This window comes from Pseudomonas sp. NPDC088885 (genome assembly GCF_044750025.1).
Taxonomy (GTDB): Bacteria; Pseudomonadota; Gammaproteobacteria; order Pseudomonadales; family Pseudomonadaceae; genus Aquipseudomonas; species Aquipseudomonas rustica.
On record NZ_JBIVJB010000019.1, the window covers coordinates 24,101 to 40,278 of the forward strand.

A 16,178-nucleotide genomic window follows, 5' to 3' on the forward strand; every position below is an offset into this window, starting at 1 on the left:
CATTAGGCAATGAAACCGCTCCTTATTCTTTTGTGCGCACTGTGGGTTTCTGGTTGTCAGCCAATTGATCCGTTATCAGCAAAAAACGACCCGAAATCCCCATGGTGGGAGCTCGGGTTTACTGAGCCACGCTACATGAAGGTTTGGGTTGAGGACACCTCCGTTGAAGACATCAAAGGGAGGACATTTCTCCACACTGGTGGGGGATCCGCATCGGGCGGGCAGCCAGAGGATGGAACAGAATCTGCACGCGGTTGGCACGGTCTAGGAAGCTCAGCAAAAGCAGTGGTGGGCGCCGACCTCCCCAAACGAATTTTCGTTCGTTGGCAATCCATCGTGGAGCCCCAAACCTACCGGGCATGGATTGATATACCCGAAGAGGCCAGACAACTAATGCTGACTTCGGTCAACCAACGCTGCGCAAAAACTCCTGATCAGGAAGCAACTTTCATTTCCTCGGTTTACTTGGGCTTGGCCCCCGGCGGAGTAGTGCAGGTGTGGGTGCGTGATTCAAGTCACCACCCTGTCAAAGTCGCAAGAGCACAAGCCGAAATCGAACCGTTGGGCCCGAGTCAGGGTAAAAACCAAGGTCGATACGCGTACCCGGTCAATGAAAAATCCAAGCGCTATATCGAGAAGTTCGGAATTCCGTATGGCAGTTGGTAATTGTGAAACAAGATTGGATGCTCTGGTAATGAAAGGAATCGTGGTATTGCTGGGCGGATTGTTGTTGGCGGGATGCCAGATCAGAGAATCAGCGTCTGGCGCAAATGACCCGAAATACGGGTGGTGGGAATTGGCATTCATCAAACCCGATTTTATGAATGTCTGGGTTGAAGACAGTGCCGTGGAAGACATCAACGGCAAAACTTACTTTCGGGCAGGGGGAGGGAACGCAAGTGGTGCGGAACCGAACGACGGCAAAGAGTCTGCGCGTGGATGGATCGGTGTGGGCGGCACTGGAAAACCGGTGATCGGCGCAGATCTTCCAAAACGTATTTTTGTGCGTTGGCAATCGATACCAGAGCGGAAGACCTATCGGGCATGGGTGGATATCCCTGAAGAGGCGAGGCAAGTGATGGTGACATCTACCCATCAACGTTGCCCGGAAACACCTGATAAAACTGCACGTTTCATGGCATCGGTCTATTTGGGATTGGCACCTGGTGGCGTTGTGCAGGTTTGGGTGAGGGATTTGTGTCGACGTCCGGTAAAAGTCGCTCGAGCACAAGCGGACTTAGAGCCGCTAGGGCCGGAGCAGGGTAAAAACGGGGGGCAGTATGCTTACCCTGTCAGCGAAAAGGCTCAGCTTTATATCGACAAGTACGGCATTCCATATGGGAGTTGGTAATCCGATTTCCTTTATCAGAAATGTCATCGTGGTGCTGTGCGTGTTGTTGACTAGTGGATGTCAGACTGCCGATCCACTTTCAGCGAAAAATGATCCTAAGTCCCCATGGTGGGAACTAGGCTTTACCGAGCCTTACTATATGAAGGTATGGGTCGAAGACAGTGCCGTAGAGGACATCAACGGCAAGGTATTCAGACGCACGGGCGGAGGTACTGCCGCAGGTGGGGAACCGGAAAACGGTAAAGAATCCGCACGAGGCTGGCACGCCGTGGGTGCTGCCACAAAAGCTGTGACTGGAGCCGATTTGCCCAAACGCATTTACGTGCGTTGGCAGTCCATCGTTGAGCCGCGAACCTATCAGGTTTGGGTAGATGTACCCGAAGAGGCAAGACAATTGATGGTTGCGTCGGTGAATCAACGATGCCCAGAAACGCGAACGCAACAGGCTAGCTACAGCGCCTCTATCTATTTGGGATTGGCTCCTGGGGGAGTCGTGCAGGTGTTTGTTCGTGACTCATGTCACCGTCCTGTCAAGGTAGCTAAAGCACAAGCCGAGATCGAACCTTTGGGGCCAAGTCTGGGAAAGAACCAAGGACGATACGCGTATCCGGTTAGTGAAAAGTCGAAGCGTTACATCGAGAAGTACGGCATCCCGTACGGGAGTTGGTAATCCTTAGGTGGACATTAACGCGCCCACTCCGAATGGAATACGCGTACAACATCCCCACGTACCTGATTGGACGCTCTTGTGATGAAAGTTCTTTTGGCTCTGCTTTGTCTGACGTCTGTAGCGGGTTGTCATGCTGATCCTCTATCAGCAAAGAACGATCCGAAATCTCCATGGTGGGAGCTTGCCTTTACAGAACCTCGTTACATGAAAGTCTGGGTTGAGGACAGTGCCGTAGAAGACGTCAAAGGCCAGTTGTTCTCGCGCACTGGCGGAGGAACTGCGTCGGGAGGAGAGCCGGAAGACGGTACTGAATCTGCACGTGGCTGGCATGGCTTGGGTAGCTCCGCAAAAGCAGTGGTAGGTGCGGATCTGCCGAAACGAATCTTTGTCCGTTGGCAATCCATCGTAGAGCCGCAAACTTACAAAGTCTGGGTGGACATACCCGAAGAGGCGAGGAAGTTGATGTATACATCAGTGAATCAGCGCTGTGCAGAAACCCCGAATCAGACGGCTAGTTTCATCGCGTCGATTTATTTGGGCTTGGCTCCTGGTGGGGTCGTACAAGTATGGGTTCGTGACTCGTGTCACCATCCGGTCAAAGTGGCTAGAGCTCAAGCTGAAATCGAACCTTTGGGGCCGAGTCAGGGTAAGAATCAAGGGCGGTACGCCTACCCCGTCAGTGAAAAGGCCAAGCGGTATATCGACAAGTACGGCGTCCCGTACGGGAGCTGGTAAGTAGCTGATGTCCCGATTGATTGTTTTGTGCGCTCTGTTCATTGCTGGTTGTCAGTCAAGTGATCCGCTATCGGGCGAAAGCGATCCTAAATCCGAATGGTGGGAACTAGTTTTTACTGAACCTGACTACATGAAGGTATGGGTGGAGAACAGCTCTGTTCAAGACATTACCGGTAAGGTTTACTTCCGGGCTGGTGGCGGCTCCGCGGCAGGTGGAGAGCCTGACAACGGAAAGGAAACTGCCCGGGGCTGGACAGCAGTGGGTGGTAGCGGGAAGAGAGTGGTGGGTGCCGATCTACCTGAGCGTATCTATGTCCGCTGGCAATCAATTGCAGAGCAGAAAACCTGGCAGGCGTGGGTCGATATCCCCGAGGAAGCCCGACAAATTATGGTGACCTCCACTACTCGGCGCTGTCCAGATACACCAGAGAAAACGGCGCGCTTCATGGCCTCAGTCTATTTAGGGCTCGCTCCGGGCGGCGTTGTGCAAGTGTGGGTAAGAGATTCATGCCGACGGCCAATCAAAGTGGCGCGAGCCCAGGGTGAAATTGAACCGCTAGGTCCCGAGCAGGGGAAAAACGGTGGTCGCTATGCCTATCCAGTGAGTGAAAAAGCCAAGCATTATATCGACCAGTACGGTATCCCTTACGGGCGTTGGTGAGCCGTACATTAATGAAGAAAATTATTTATCTGCTAGGCGCGATTTTCATTACTGGCTGCCAATCTGCTGATTCGCTTTCAGCGAAAAATGACCCGAAATCTGAATGGTGGGAGCTGGCGTTCACTGAGCCGGACTATATGAAAGTCTGGGTGGAGAACAGCTCTGTGCAAGACATTAATGGCAAGATTTTCTTAAAGGTTGGCGGCGGCACCGCTGCGGGGGGAGAGCCTGAGGACGGGACAGAGTCAGCCCGGGGTTGGACTGGAGGAGTAGGGGGCAGTGGCAGGAGGGTAGTGGGGGCAGATTTGCCCGTTCGGATATGGGTTCGCTGGCAATCGATCGTCGAACAGAAAACGTGGCAAGCCTGGGTAGATATTCCAGAGCAGGCCAGGCAGTTGATGGTGCAATCCGTCAACCAGCGTTGTCCACGAGCCCCTGATCAAGAGGCAAGGTCTATGGCATCGGTCTACTTAGGTCTAGCACCCGGTGGTGTCGTGCAGGTTTGGGTAAGAGACTCTTGTAATCACCCGGTTAAAGTCGCGCGAGGGCAGGCCGAGATCGAGCCACTGGGGCCGAGCCAAGGAAAGAACGAAGGGCGTTATGCTTATCCGGTCAGTGAAAAGTCGAAGCGTTACATCGAGAAGTACGGCATCCCTTATGGGAGTTGGTAGCCGAAGGGCCAAAGTGTACGTTTCCCGAATATTGCCGCAAAATCTTATTAAGCAGAAGGTTTCGATTTCTTGCGATTGAACGTTTGCTTTGAACGTAAGAGACCTCTTTTGGCCGAAGCTGCTTTCGAACCAAAGCGGACGTTCAGCAGTAACTCCGGCAATGTGTTTTCTGACATGCTTTGCTTGAGTCCATCGCAAAACTGAATTCACGGGTACTTTGATCCCATGGCCACAGGTCTTAGTGATACCAACCTTGATTACGTACTGGGGATCATTCAAAAAAACCCAAATACCAAATTAAGTGTTATGTGTGAGCACCTGCAGATCGACAGTCGCGATCTTCTGAATCAATTGGCGATCTCAGTAGCAAGACTGTTTATTACGGGCGCCCGCGATTTTCATTACTGTGATGAGGTGATGAATATTGTCATCAGCGATATCGTCGATTTGTCCCTGCACGCGGATATGCCCCAGCCGGCATTCTCTATCTACCAGGCATTTGATGCAGGCGAGTATTGGCACAGCGGCGATGACCGCAACGTATTTCCTTGGGAGAAGTGGACAAGGCCTGAACTCGATAGAATTTTGTGTGAGGTCAATGGCGGCGCTACCGGGCTTTCGAAGTAGGGCCTACTGAACTCCCGAAGGATCACTTCTGACCGATAGCTGCCACTCACGCACGACTGCTTTCGGCCATAAGCAGTCATCCACGATGCAAGTAATGACCTCAGACTTGACATGCTCAAGCGTCATAAAATCTGTCCTGTGGCCATCACTTGAAAACGACTCATGTTTAGCTGATCGACGGTTGCTGCTGCGTTGCGCAGTGAATGGTTCCTCCACCACTGGCCAGCCCGTCCGTGGAAATCTGGATGACTACATGAGCGGGATAAAGGCCCTGCAAAGTATTGAAGGCAATCAGGTCACGCTCCGCATCGCCGAACTGTCCCATGATGATGCAGCCATTGCCATGGGTGTATCCGACGTAGCCTGGCGCGGTGGTTTCAATGAATTCTTCCAGTGAGCGCTCGGTAATGGGTCGCTGAGCATTACGCGCCTTGAAAGACTGGTAAATCTTCTTGCTTCGCGGCAGAGGTAGCGGATGGAGCGTCAGCTTTGCATCGGCGCGCCCCAGATATTTCGCCCTCAGCGCTTCAGGCAAGGCGTTGACTTCAGCCACAGCCGCATTCAGGGCTATTTCATTTCGATTGTCTTGTGGCTCGAAATTCCGGTCGAAAGCAAAAACCATTTGGTTTTGTGAGGCGAACTTAGCGGTGAAGTCCACATGCCAGTCGGTCAGTTCCTCACCCTTGACGCCCGGCATCCACAGCATCTTTTCAACACCAAACACCCGCGCAAGCTCCGCTTCGATTTGCGCCTTGTCCTTACCCGGGTTGCGGTTGTTGTTGATGATGCAGCTCTCCATGGCCACTGCGAGCCCTGCACCGTTGACCTCCAGCCCACCGCCTTCCATTGTCAGCCAGGTGGGCACGCCCGCAATCCCCTTGTTCTTGAGGATGAAACTGGCAATGTGCTTATCACCGTCGACCGGCTGATCCATGACGCCGTTGCTGGTCTTCTGCGGATCTTTGGCCCAATTGCACAGCCCCGTGCTGATTGGCCACTGGCCCCAGCCGTTAAAGTTGGTGTCCACCCCGTACAGCTTACCCTCGGCATCCTTGACGAAGACCGGTGCGGTATCGCGAGTCCACAAATCGTTGATATGAGTTTGCAAAAAGGTGATCGGGAACGTATTGATCGCCGGTAGATCGGCCGGTTTGCGTACTTTGCCGATATAGATCCGTCCCGAATTATCAAGCTGGCCGCCAAACTGGTTTTTAGCCGAAGATTGCGCGGTGATTTCCGCCAGAAAGCCGCGCGCCTCTGCCTCGTCCGCCGCGGTGTCTACCAGCATGTACACCGCCTGAAACCGTGACAAGTTGGCAGCAAGGCGCATCAAGTCCTGTCGTGCGACGAAGCGACTATTGCTCAAATCGCGGCCGAAAGGGGTTTCCTGCTCCTCACCCCAGGCATGGGGAGTTGCGCCGTAAGCCATCCAGGTCGCACTTTGGTGAGACCATTCGGCGGGCATCAGCAAGGACGTTGTGGAAGCCGGACGAGTTGACTCAATGCAGGTCTCGCCTGCTGCCGTTTCCTTGGTTTGCGCAGCCAGCGTTCGGGAAGACCAGACCGAACCGGCGCTTCCAAGAATGGTCAGTCCAGCCATCAGCTTCAACACGTTTCGTCTGCTGCTCATCGATCTTGTTCTCCTGTTCACTGCTGTTGTTCTGGCAAGAGCGGGCAAATTCTTACCCATGCACGGTTGGGGTTTTGTGTTTGTTTTGGTCATTGGCGGCTACCCGATTGGGGGTCGCTGCGTTTGGCTATCCGACTTACATAATGTCCAGCGGATAGGACGTAATGATCAGCACTTCATCGACATCCCCACCCGAGTTGATGCTTGCATCGCGGTTACCGCGATAGGTGGCTTGCAGCAGGGTGATGGACAGATCCTTCGCCGGCCCGGCCTGCACCACATAGGTTGCCTGGGCATCGCGCTCCCACTCCCTGCCATCCTGCATGTCGATATAGGGTGTATAGGCGCCGGCAGCGTCGGAGTGCCGGCCATCGCCACCGGTTCCCTTGACGTAACGGGTGGAAATGGTCAGCCCCGGAATGCCGAAGCTGCTCGCGTCCAGATCGTATTGCAGTCGATAAGAACGCTGGCCGGGGGCGTTGAAATCCGCCCATTCAGAGGCGTTGGTTAGCCAGATGGAACCCTGACCGTTATAGGCACCGCCTTGGCGTTCGTTGCCGCCCTGCCCGCTGATTGCCAAATAGTCAAAGGGCGTATCGCCGTTGATCTGCTGATGAGCGACAGTCAGGGTGTGCGCACCATGGGTCAGCGCCAGCTCAACGCTGAAAGCGTCATTGTCGATGTCTCCGGCAATGGCATCGCCTGCATCCCTGGTCTTGTAGTAATTGAAACGGCTGTGCATCGAGGTGTCGTCATCTAGGCTCAGAGTGTGCTGCAACTCAAGGAAATACTGGTGCCACACGTCTTCGAAACGGGCAACATGGACGCGCGCCGAGAGCATTTCGCTGAAGGCGTAGTCGGCTCCCGCAAAGTCGGCACTGTCGACTCGGGTGGTGCCATAGGTGGTGCCGAGATCGCCATCGCGATTACTGCTGTTTTCCGAATTGCCTGAGGTGAAGTGACCACCCTGCAACACAAGGTTATTCAGCTCCTTACTGTTGATCATCACGCCGCTGGCGTGAGCCGGCATCAGGTAGCCGTCCCACGTGGCGAACACCGGGCTCTGCGGCATCAGATCACCGGCCTTCAGTTCGGTTTGCGACATCCGTATTTTGACCGCGCCGCCCGCCAGACCATAGCCTGCTTGTCCCTGGCATGTGCCGCTCAAGGCGCTGCAATGACTGCCGTCGACCGGCAACAACGGACTGCCCCCTGTGGCGGCTCCGCTGTTAAGACGCATCGCGCCATTGGCAAAGGCATCCACACCAAAGCCGATCACGCCTTGCGTATAGCCTGAGTCAAACCGGAGCATGACCGCCTGTGCCCATTCATTGATGTAGTTCTGGCTGGTGTTCTGAGCAACGCCGGATTCGGCAAAGTTGGCCACCGCATTGTTGTTGTTCTTGTTGTTCACGTAGTAGGCGTAGGAGCGATGTTCGAGGCTCAGGGAACTGTCGTCGACAAACCCTCTGGACTGCGCCTGATCCAAATCCTGCCCTGCCGTCGACTGCTCGTCTTTATCACCGGCCAACTCTTGGTCAATGGCAAAGACCGGTTGCGTACCGGCGATGACGATGGCCAATGCCGGTACGCTCAACGTTTTCATGTGCATCTGCATCAACACTACTCCTCGTTTTTTCTTGTTTTCGGGGTGAGTGGTTGCTCGGCGCACGGCTTGACCGCGCAGCCGAAGACGTACCGACGAGGCTTGCAAGCCCGCGTTTTAAAAGCTTTTTTCAAATTGATTGGGGGCGCAGACAACATCCAGACCAGGCAACCAATGCGATTGTGCGGTCGTGGCAAATGAAGACGTTGAGTCCATTTATGCAAGGGTTGGCCGACTGCGGTTCCTGGCGGCTTTCAAGTCGGCCTTACTGCGTAAGTACTGCATGTGAGTTAAGGCATTGTGTTCAACGAAGGCTGCCCCGGTGCTTGTGATATCTAATGCTACGGGCTAAAAACCGGGCAAACAAACAATGGATTTTGCAGGTATTTGATTAGGTGAGCTTATCAGTGTGGTCAGCCCTAGATGCTAAGAGCGAGGGAAGAAATAGAAATCGGTTATGGGTTGCTTTTACTATCGCCACCGGCAGCTATTGGCCGAAAGCAGCCCTACCAACACATTCATCTTCACGAGCTGTTTCCGGGCAATCACTGACTCGCGAGGTATTCCTCAACCAACGATCGTGAACTCAGTACCACCCAAAACCTCCCCATTAACCATCACCCACACCCCATGCACCCCACCAAAATGCTTCCGCGTCGTAAAATCCTTTATCACCTGCCTTCTACCCACAACCACCTCCCCAAACCCCACCAAATCCAACACCTTCAACTTAAAAACCTTCCGCGAAACCCCGCCATTCGCCTTCACATAGTCAATCGCATAATCAATCACCAGCCGCTGTTCATGTGCCACCGTCGACTTCACCGAAAACGACAAACCAATCGCATCCCCCAACCGCACCACCCCCGGCTCAACCCGCACATCGATCAACTCAACCTCAGCCTTTTTCCCCGCACCAATCACCGCCAACGCGCGCATATCCCCCTGCTTAATCAAACTCCTTAACGCATGCTTGGCAATCCAGGCCGTATGCTTTTCCTCCAGCGACCACCCCTCAATCACGTCCAGCACCCAACCCGGATGTTCCTTCGTTACATCATTCAAATGATTTGCCACGGACTTGCGCACGTACAAACTCTCGTCCGCCTTCAACCGATCCAATATCCCCGCCGCTAAATTCGGATTCGCCTGCACCGCTTCCAGTCGAAACGACCAAGGCAGGCGAGGGCGGCTGCCTTCGCTGGCCAGGCGACGTACATGGTGATTTTCATCCAGCGCCCAGTCATGCATCAGTTCCAGCGAGCGTTCCAGGTCACTGCGCAGAAAGTGGCGAATGGCGAATTCAGAAGAGCCAAACGTGGTGAAGTACTTCAGCGCCTCCATCGAGGTATCGAACGCATGTCCGCCATAGCTGGCGACGTAGTTCGGCAGGCACATGCTGACGAATCCGCTATTCAGCCTCGGAGCAAGTTCAAACAACACTTCGAGGGAATCTTCATACCCGAGCGGCAAAACAGCGTGCAGGCTTTCGCTGACACGGGCCATGCGTTGCATCACCGATAATTCGGCCAGTCCTTGATTGGCATGGTTGAGAAACGCTTTGGCCTTGAACGCGGGGTACACCGCGCTCATTTCGTCGGCGATGTGTTGCAGGCGTTCGGCGTTGAAGATTTCTTTGAGCGCGGGTGCGGCGGTGTCGGTTGTGCTCATGGTCAGGTCATCGGGGTGTTGATGAAGGCTTCGAGGCTTTCCGCGTAGGCGGTGTATTGGGCGATGCGCGGGTAGCGGTGGTTGTCGATCTGGTCGGGCACGACGAGGCCGGTGAAGCTCCACGCGACCGCGAGGCTGATGCCGTCCTGGGCGAGCGTGCCGTCGGTGGGCAGGTGGTAGGTTTCAAGTTGTTTTTCGACGGCGGTGAAGGCGGCGGCGAGTTGGCTTTCGACGCGTTCGACCCACGGTTGGTATTGGATGTCGGCCGGGCGCAGGTTGCGTTCGTAGTAGAGCTGCACGGCTTTTTCGCAAGCGGCGAGGCTGAGGCCGATCAGGCGCAGGGCTTGGGCGCGTTGGCTCAGGCCTTTCGGCAGCAGGGTTTTGCCGGTGGCGGCTTCGAGGTAGTCGAGGATGAGCGTGGAGTCCATCAGTACGACGCCGTCGTCGAGGATCAGTGTCGGCGCTTTGACCACCGGGTTGATCTGCTGGAATTGTTCGAAGTGGCGGAACACCGAGACCGACTCGTGTTCGAGGGCGATGCCCAGGCGCTTGGCGGAGATCGCCACGCGCCGCACGTAAGGGGAGTCGAGCATGCCGATCAGTTTCATGACGCGTTCCTTCAAGTCGAACCGGTGGGAAGGCATAACCTAGCCGAGCTTGAAGCAATTGTCAGTCGTCGAAGCCGACCTGTTGGTGAATTTCGTCGACCCTGGTCCGCTCGCTTTGCGGGCGCCTGTCGCTGGCGATGCGTTTGGTGCAGATCTGTACTGGACATGGGTAATCCTTCAGATCTGTTCTTTTATATGGACGGCAGCGCCCCTGAATCCGGGGGGATGCGAAGGCTACAGGGCAGTTCTGAATGAAAACTCTGGCGGTCGAGAGTCATCGGTCGCAGGTCTTCGTTAGCCGTTTGTCTTCTATATACAGCCGCTGGATTGAATTTCTTGCTATAAACGCACTCCGAGTACCGCCATGAAGCCTGTGTCAGAGCAGTTTCCGGGCTTTGTCGGACGAATTCGCTGGATTTTCTGTTGCTGAGGTCGCAAGTCGGCCTTAGACTGCCGCCCCTCGTAAATTGAGTGCCGGGTGGCATTTGCAATAAACGATGCCTTTTCGACAGCCGCACGCGGTTTGCCGAAACGCTCCCTAATTCGCCTTAATGCACGTTTTTTTATAGAGATATCAATGACAAAGGACAAGTTGCTGGCCATGCCGGCAGATGACTACATGAATGCCGAGCAGCACGCTTTTTTTTCTGAGCTGTTGCAGAACATGAAAGTCGAAACCCACGAGCGCATTGAGCAAAATCGCATCGCCATCGAGAGCCTGGACACTCCGGCTGATCCGGCGGACGCGGCTTCGGTTGAAGAAGAGCGCACTTGGCTGGTGAACGCGATCGATCGCGACCAGCGCATGCTGCCGCAACTGGAACAAGCCCTTGAGCGCATCAAGGAAGATAGTTTTGGCTGGTGCGACGACAGCGGCGAGGCCATTGGTCTGAAGCGTCTGCTGATCAGCCCGACCACCAAGTACTGCATCGAAGCTCAAGAGCGTCACGAGCAGATCGACAAGCACCAGCGTCAGGCTTGATGCCGTGCGGTGACCCATGAATGTGGGTCGCCAGCAAAAGATCGCAGCCTTCGGCAGCTCCTACACGGAGATGTCGGGGCTGCGATCTTTGCTTTTGCTCGTCCGCAACATTTCCCGCCGATTCATTGACCTGCTGCAAGACCCCACGACTAAGGGACCATAGATAATGGCGTTGTAGTGGCGTTTAATGCAGTTACAACAATGAAAACAAGCGTGGGGTGATGATATGACGAGAGATGGATCTCTGGTTGGGGCTCTGCCTGCACCAGTGCTGTTGCCGAAAAACCGCTGGCTCGCACCGACCCTGCAAAGCATCGCCCTGATGCTGTTGTTGGCCGGCATGACCCTGGGTGAGTGGTCGCTGTACCTAGCAATGCCGCTGGCGGTGTTGATTGTCTGGCTGCCGCGCCTGCGTTCCCGAGCCGTCCCCGCTGCACAGCCTGCCGATTCCGGCAGCGCTATTTCTGAACTGACCCGCGACCTTTCCTACACGACCAGCCATAACGCCTTGTCGGCGGCCGGCGTAGCCTTTTCGGTGAAAGAGCTGGCGAGCAAGCTCGAATCGCAACTGAATGCCGCCGCGCAAATCGTCAGCAACGCCGAAGTGATGATCGCCACTGAACACGCGACCTCGCAACTCAGCCGCGAAGCACTCAGCGCTGCCAGCGAAGCCCATCACAGCAGTGCGGCCGGGCGCACGCAATTGCTCGATTCGATCTCGCGCATGCACCAACTCAGTCAACGCGCCAACGCCAGCCGCGAGCTGATCGAAGCCTTGAGCGTGCGCAGCGATGACATTCAGCGAGTGACGCTGGTGATTCAGTCCATCGCCAGCCAGACCAATCTGTTGGCACTCAACGCTGCCATCGAAGCAGCCCGCGCTGGCGAGCACGGGCGCGGTTTTGCCGTCGTTGCTGACGAAGTGCGTGGATTAGCAGCGCGAACCGCGTCGGCAACCGGCGAAGTCGGCGAGATGGTTGCCGACATTCAGCAACGCACCGCGCAAGTGGTCGAGCAGATTCGCGAGCTGTCCAGCGACCTGCACACCGGCGTCGAGCAGGTCGAGCACACCGGTCAGCACCTGGAAAACATCGCGCGACTGGCCGCTGGCGTGGAAACCCAGGTCGGCGAAATCGCCCGGGGCGCGGAAACCAACCGCGAGCAACTCGACAGCCTGTTTAAGGCTATCGAGCAAATGCGCAGCGATCTGGCGATCAGCGATCAACAGACCCGCCGCCTCGCCGACGCCGCCGTGCAGATGGAAGGGCAGGCGGAAACCATCAGCGAACGGCTCGCCGAAGTCGGCCTCGATGACTATCACCAGCGTATCTACGACCTGGCGCGCGAAGGCGCCAATCGGATTGCTGCGCAATTTGAGGCCGATGTAGATCAGGGCCGGGTCAGTCTGGAGGATCTGTTTGATCGCCAGTATCAACCGATCCCGAATACTCAACCGGCGAAATTTCAGACCCGTTTCGATCGCTACACCGATCAGGTGCTGCCCGCGATTCAGGAGCCGTTGCTGCCGCGTCACGAAGGGCTGGTCTTCGCCATTGCCTGCACGCAACAGGGCTATGTGCCGACGCACAATCAGGCATTCAGCAAGCCGTTAACTGGCGATGCGCAGGTCGATGCGCTTAACAATCGCACCAAACGCAAGTTTGCCGATCGCACCGGGATTCGCTGCGGTAGCCATCAGCAACCGGTGCTGTTGCAGACCTATACCCGCGATACCGGCGAGTTGATGCATGACCTGTCGGTGCCGATCATGATCAAGGGCCGGCATTGGGGCGGTTTGCGTCTGGGCTATAAACCCGAAGGTGCGCGCTGAGCGATTGTTACCTTTGCTGCAATGAATCTGTGCACGGCCGTTGCTGTTTCCTCCCGTTGAAAACCATTAATCTAACTACGTAGTTAGCTAGCTAATGATTTTGGGAGGTCAGCATGCAGTGCAGAGTTGATGTCGCCGTGATGATCGGCAGCGGTGTCCCCGAGGGTTTGCGCGCGATGGGGCAAAGCGTCTGCTGGGTGGTGTTATTGAATGGAGAGCGGCGCGGCACCGCGTTCGCCAGTCGCGATGAAGCGGAAGAGTGCAAGGCCGCATGGCTTGCAGAATTACAAGCCAAGGCGGGTGACAGCCTGCACTGATCGGTTTTACTTGCCGCGGTGCAGGCGTACGTTCAACTCATCGACCATGACCGCTTCATCGCCGTCGGCACGTAACCATTCTTTGAGCAATTGCGCTTGTTGTGGCGACCAGAAGTCGGCGTCGATCAATTTGACGTCCGCAGGCAGCGGATGGGCCTCGATGAAATCGTCGATAGCGGAGCCTTCCGAAGGCAATCCCAGTTGGTCGAACAGGGTCGTCAGATTGTTTGCTGTCAGTTCCATCGTATGCTCCTTGGTGTGGGCGCCGGGGTGACGCAATCGAACACTCTCTTTATCTGAGGCAGTCGTTCGCCAGGAGTTCGATTTTCGATTCAAGTGATCGGGCTAGCGCACAGGCTTCGTTATGGTCTTCGCGGAAACCTCTTACACGACCCGTCGATTTTTCCTTGATGTGAAAAAACGAGTTGCCAGCCGGTACCGCTTGAAAACGAGGTGTCTGATCATCTGGTGTGGCGATACGCAGGATCAGCGGCGATGTGGCGCGTGCATCAGAGGGCAGGGCAAAGTGAGTTAGAGTGCACATATGAAGTCCTTTTCATCGTTCGACCCCTATTTACAGGTCGTTTCGGGTAGTCGTAATGAGCATTGCTGCTCTAGAATCGCCAATACCTGTTGACGACGGGGGTTATCTAAAGCAATTTTTCAGCTGCGATATGTCGGAAAAGTGCTTTTTTTCGTGAGAATTTTCCCTAAAGTTCGTAGTCAGTTTTATCTGTCGGCCACTGAGGATTTTTCCTTCAAGCTCTGGCGACAGTTGAGGCAAGTTTCGCGAGTGACATTCCAGTAGTCTAAGAACCTCGCGAACGATGAGCTGTCTGCTCGCTTCGGACTTTTATTTGAGTTATTTGGCAACACTGTCGGCCTGGCCGTTTTTTTGCCGTGCGCGTTTTCCGTGTGCGGCTTTTTCAGATGTGGGGATGTTTCTTTGGCAGTCAGTAACCTCGATATGCATGCTTTGTTCGTGCTGGGTGATTTGCGCGCGAAGCTGGTCAAGCTGTTTCAATCGCGTTTTGTTTACATCACCGAGCAGAGCGCCGAAGGCATTTACGTCGCCGAAATCGACACCGAAAGTGCCTTGGTGGTCGATGACAAACCCGGGCTCAAGCTCAAGGTTGGCGATCATTTCAGTGCGTCGGTCTTGCCCAGTCGTGAAGGCGGCAAGATGGACATCCGTTTTCGCGAAATCAAACTGACGGTCTATGGCTTGGGCGACTACGCCTTTGTCACGACGGCCGATGGCCAGGCGATTCTGTTCAAAGAAGGCCACAGCGTAGTCACGGTGTTCGCCGCCAATGAGCAACTGCAGGAAGGCCTGACCAAAACGCTGAAAGCCGTCACCGCCAAAGCCGCCAAATGGCGCAAAGGCGAACTGGTGACCTTCAAGGCCAGCGAGTGAGCCGGGCGGATTTCCACTCGCAGAACCTCGACACGGCGCGCGAGGAAGCCCAGCGTTTGTACGCGGCGAAGGCGCCAATGCAGGGCGCCTGGCTGGGCTGGGTGGCGTCGCAGATCTACACCTTGCGGCCTGCGGAATACGCCGCCATGGTCAGACGCGAGCTACAAAGCTTGCAGGAAAAATCTGAAACATAACCTCGACCGGATCATCTACCTGAAAACACTGGAACCTCGGCTACAGTCAGTTGACTGAGTATTCAGAGGCTTGCGGTCTTCTGTCAGGCCATCCTGCCAATGCTGTGAACAGCACGAGGGGTAATAGATGAACGGATTTCGACGGTTATTGGCCGCCAGCGTGGCGACATTCGGGATGCTGACGTCGGCGCAAGCGGTGATGGCGGCCGAGACGCCGATCCATTTCGCTGACCTGAACTGGGAAAGCGGCAGCCTGATCACCGATGTGTTGCGCATCATCGTCGAGAAGGGGTATGGGCTGCCGACCGACACGCTGCCCGGCACCACCATCACGCTGGAAACCGCGCTGGCCAACAATGACATTCAGGTCATTGGCGAGGAGTGGGCCGGGCGCAGTCCGGTGTGGGTCAAGGCTGAGGCGGAAGGCAAAGTGGTCAGCGTCGGCGATACCGTCAAAGGCGCCACCGAAGGCTGGTGGGTGCCGGAATACGTGATCAAGGGTGATCCGGCCAAAGGCATCAAGCCGCTGGCGCCGGACTTGCGCAGTGTCAGTGACCTGAAAAAATACAAGGACGTGTTCAAGGATCCGGAAAACCCGAGCAAGGGCCGGTTCCTCAACAGCCCGATCGGCTGGACCTCGGAAGTGGTCAACAAGCAGAAGCTGACGGCGTACGGGTTGCAGGACGACTACACCAATTTCCGCAGTGGTTCGGGCGCGGCGCTGGATGCCGAAATCAGTTCGTCGATTCGTCGCGGTAAGCCGGTGTTGTTCTACTACTGGTCGCCGACGCCGCTGCTGGGCAAATTCAAACTGGTGCAACTGGAAGAGCCGGCGTTTGATGCCGAAGCGTGGAAGACGCTGACGGATGCTGATAATCCCAATCCAAAACCGACCCGTTCGCTGGCTTCGAAGCTGTCGATTGGCGTGTCGACGCCGTTCCAGAAACAGTATCCGCAGATTACTGAGTTCTTCAGCAAGGTCGATTTCCCGATTGAGCCGTTGAACAAGGCGTTGGCCGAGATGAGCGAGAAACACACGGCGCCACGGGAAGCGGCGGTGGCGTTTATGAAGGCGCATCCGGATGTGTGGCAGGCCTGGTTGCCGAAGGATGTGGCGGATAAGGTGTCGGCTGATCTGAAATAGAGGTTTTGGCGGCGGGCCTCTTCGCGAGCAAGCCCGCTCCCACATTGGTTTTGTGAACGACAC

The 16,178-nt window shown here is 55.6% G+C and carries 19 protein-coding genes; 13 read left to right on the forward strand and 6 right to left on the reverse strand.

Features of this window, described 5'->3' with window-relative positions; translation table 11 throughout:
• Positions 1-9 precede the first annotated feature (9 nt).
• The 7 genes from ACIP1X_RS11245 to ACIP1X_RS11275 all read left to right on the forward strand — a co-directional run bounded on the left by ACIP1X_RS11245 (position 10) and on the right by ACIP1X_RS11275 (position 4,715).
• Positions 10-666: a DUF2931 family protein gene (locus ACIP1X_RS11245; protein ID WP_400751987.1), complete on the forward strand. Its 657-nt coding sequence runs from the start codon at positions 10-12 to the stop codon at positions 664-666.
• A gap of 28 nt (positions 667-694) precedes the next feature.
• A complete protein-coding gene (locus ACIP1X_RS11250) occupies positions 695-1,351 on the forward strand; it encodes a DUF2931 family protein (protein WP_400752069.1) in 657 nt (218 codons plus the stop codon).
• Positions 1,338-2,021 (forward strand): DUF2931 family protein, encoded by a 684-nt coding sequence (locus ACIP1X_RS11255; RefSeq protein ID WP_400752072.1) that lies wholly within the window; start codon positions 1,338-1,340, stop codon positions 2,019-2,021. The genes ACIP1X_RS11250 and ACIP1X_RS11255 overlap by 14 nt, the downstream gene beginning before the upstream one ends.
• An 81-nt stretch (positions 2,022-2,102) precedes the next feature.
• A complete protein-coding gene (locus ACIP1X_RS11260) occupies positions 2,103-2,756 on the forward strand; it encodes a DUF2931 family protein (protein ID WP_282357407.1) in 654 nt (217 codons plus the stop codon).
• A 7-nt stretch (positions 2,757-2,763) separates the two neighbouring features.
• Positions 2,764-3,417 carry a DUF2931 family protein gene (locus ACIP1X_RS11265; RefSeq protein WP_400751990.1) on the forward strand — a complete coding sequence of 218 codons (654 nt, stop codon included), beginning with the start codon at positions 2,764-2,766 and terminating at the stop codon, positions 3,415-3,417.
• Positions 3,418-3,428: 11 nt separating this feature from the next.
• Positions 3,429-4,088, forward strand: a complete 660-nt coding sequence (locus ACIP1X_RS11270; protein WP_400751992.1) for a DUF2931 family protein — start codon at positions 3,429-3,431, stop codon at positions 4,086-4,088.
• Positions 4,089-4,313: 225 nt separating this feature from the next.
• On the forward strand, positions 4,314-4,715 hold the full coding sequence (locus ACIP1X_RS11275) for a hypothetical protein (protein WP_400751995.1): 402 nt from the start codon (positions 4,314-4,316) through the stop codon (positions 4,713-4,715).
• Between the two features lie 166 nt (positions 4,716-4,881).
• Here the strand turns inward: ACIP1X_RS11275 and ACIP1X_RS11280 are convergent, their stop codons facing one another.
• From ACIP1X_RS11280 to ACIP1X_RS11295, 4 genes are all read right to left on the reverse strand, one after another.
• Entirely contained in the window at positions 4,882-6,345 is a 1,464-nt protein-coding gene (locus tag ACIP1X_RS11280) for an agmatine/peptidylarginine deiminase (RefSeq protein ID WP_400751998.1), read from the reverse strand.
• Between the two features lie 136 nt (positions 6,346-6,481).
• Positions 6,482-7,951, reverse strand: coding sequence for an OprD family outer membrane porin (locus ACIP1X_RS11285; RefSeq protein ID WP_400752001.1), 1,470 nt, complete (start codon positions 7,949-7,951; stop codon positions 6,482-6,484).
• A gap of 567 nt (positions 7,952-8,518) precedes the next feature.
• Positions 8,519-9,622 carry a DNA alkylation repair protein gene (locus ACIP1X_RS11290; RefSeq protein ID WP_400752002.1) on the reverse strand — a complete coding sequence of 368 codons (1,104 nt, stop codon included), beginning with the start codon at positions 9,620-9,622 and terminating at the stop codon, positions 8,519-8,521.
• A 2-nt stretch (positions 9,623-9,624) separates the two neighbouring features.
• Positions 9,625-10,230 (reverse strand): glutathione S-transferase, encoded by a 606-nt coding sequence (locus ACIP1X_RS11295; protein ID WP_400752005.1) that lies wholly within the window; start codon positions 10,228-10,230, stop codon positions 9,625-9,627.
• Positions 10,231-10,807: 577 nt separating this feature from the next.
• On the opposite strand from ACIP1X_RS11295, the gene ACIP1X_RS11300 reads away from it, so the two are divergent.
• The 3 genes from ACIP1X_RS11300 to ACIP1X_RS11310 all read left to right on the forward strand — a co-directional run bounded on the left by ACIP1X_RS11300 (position 10,808) and on the right by ACIP1X_RS11310 (position 13,360).
• Positions 10,808-11,212 (forward strand): TraR/DksA family transcriptional regulator, encoded by a 405-nt coding sequence (locus ACIP1X_RS11300; RefSeq protein WP_007907888.1) that lies wholly within the window; start codon positions 10,808-10,810, stop codon positions 11,210-11,212.
• Between the two features lie 607 nt (positions 11,213-11,819).
• The gene (locus ACIP1X_RS11305; RefSeq protein ID WP_400752075.1) at positions 11,820-13,043 is read left to right on the forward strand and encodes a methyl-accepting chemotaxis protein; all 1,224 of its coding nucleotides are present in this window, start codon (positions 11,820-11,822) and stop codon (positions 13,041-13,043) included.
• A gap of 113 nt (positions 13,044-13,156) precedes the next feature.
• Positions 13,157-13,360, forward strand: coding sequence for a hypothetical protein (locus tag ACIP1X_RS11310; RefSeq protein ID WP_053120974.1), 204 nt, complete (start codon positions 13,157-13,159; stop codon positions 13,358-13,360).
• 6 nt (positions 13,361-13,366) lie between these two features.
• On the opposite strand, the gene ACIP1X_RS11315 is transcribed toward ACIP1X_RS11310, so the two are convergent.
• Both ACIP1X_RS11315 and ACIP1X_RS11320 read right to left on the reverse strand, forming a co-directional pair.
• Positions 13,367-13,603 (reverse strand): DUF2789 family protein, encoded by a 237-nt coding sequence (locus ACIP1X_RS11315; protein ID WP_053120972.1) that lies wholly within the window; start codon positions 13,601-13,603, stop codon positions 13,367-13,369.
• Positions 13,604-13,652: 49 nt separating this feature from the next.
• Positions 13,653-13,904 carry a hypothetical protein gene (locus ACIP1X_RS11320; RefSeq protein ID WP_400752007.1) on the reverse strand — a complete coding sequence of 84 codons (252 nt, stop codon included), beginning with the start codon at positions 13,902-13,904 and terminating at the stop codon, positions 13,653-13,655.
• 423 nt (positions 13,905-14,327) lie between these two features.
• Here ACIP1X_RS11320 and ACIP1X_RS11325 point away from each other — a divergent pair, with 423 nt between their 5' ends.
• The 3 genes from ACIP1X_RS11325 (at position 14,328) to ACIP1X_RS11335 (ending at position 16,115) form a co-directional block, all read left to right on the forward strand.
• A complete protein-coding gene (locus ACIP1X_RS11325) occupies positions 14,328-14,777 on the forward strand; it encodes a hypothetical protein (protein WP_053120970.1) in 450 nt (149 codons plus the stop codon).
• On the forward strand, positions 14,774-14,971 hold the full coding sequence (locus ACIP1X_RS11330) for a hypothetical protein (RefSeq protein ID WP_053120968.1): 198 nt from the start codon (positions 14,774-14,776) through the stop codon (positions 14,969-14,971). Before ACIP1X_RS11325 ends, ACIP1X_RS11330 begins: the two co-directional genes overlap by 4 nt.
• Before the next feature lie 127 nt (positions 14,972-15,098).
• Entirely contained in the window at positions 15,099-16,115 is a 1,017-nt protein-coding gene (locus ACIP1X_RS11335; protein WP_400752010.1) for an ABC transporter substrate-binding protein, read from the forward strand.
• The last annotated feature ends 63 nt before the right edge of the window (positions 16,116-16,178 follow it).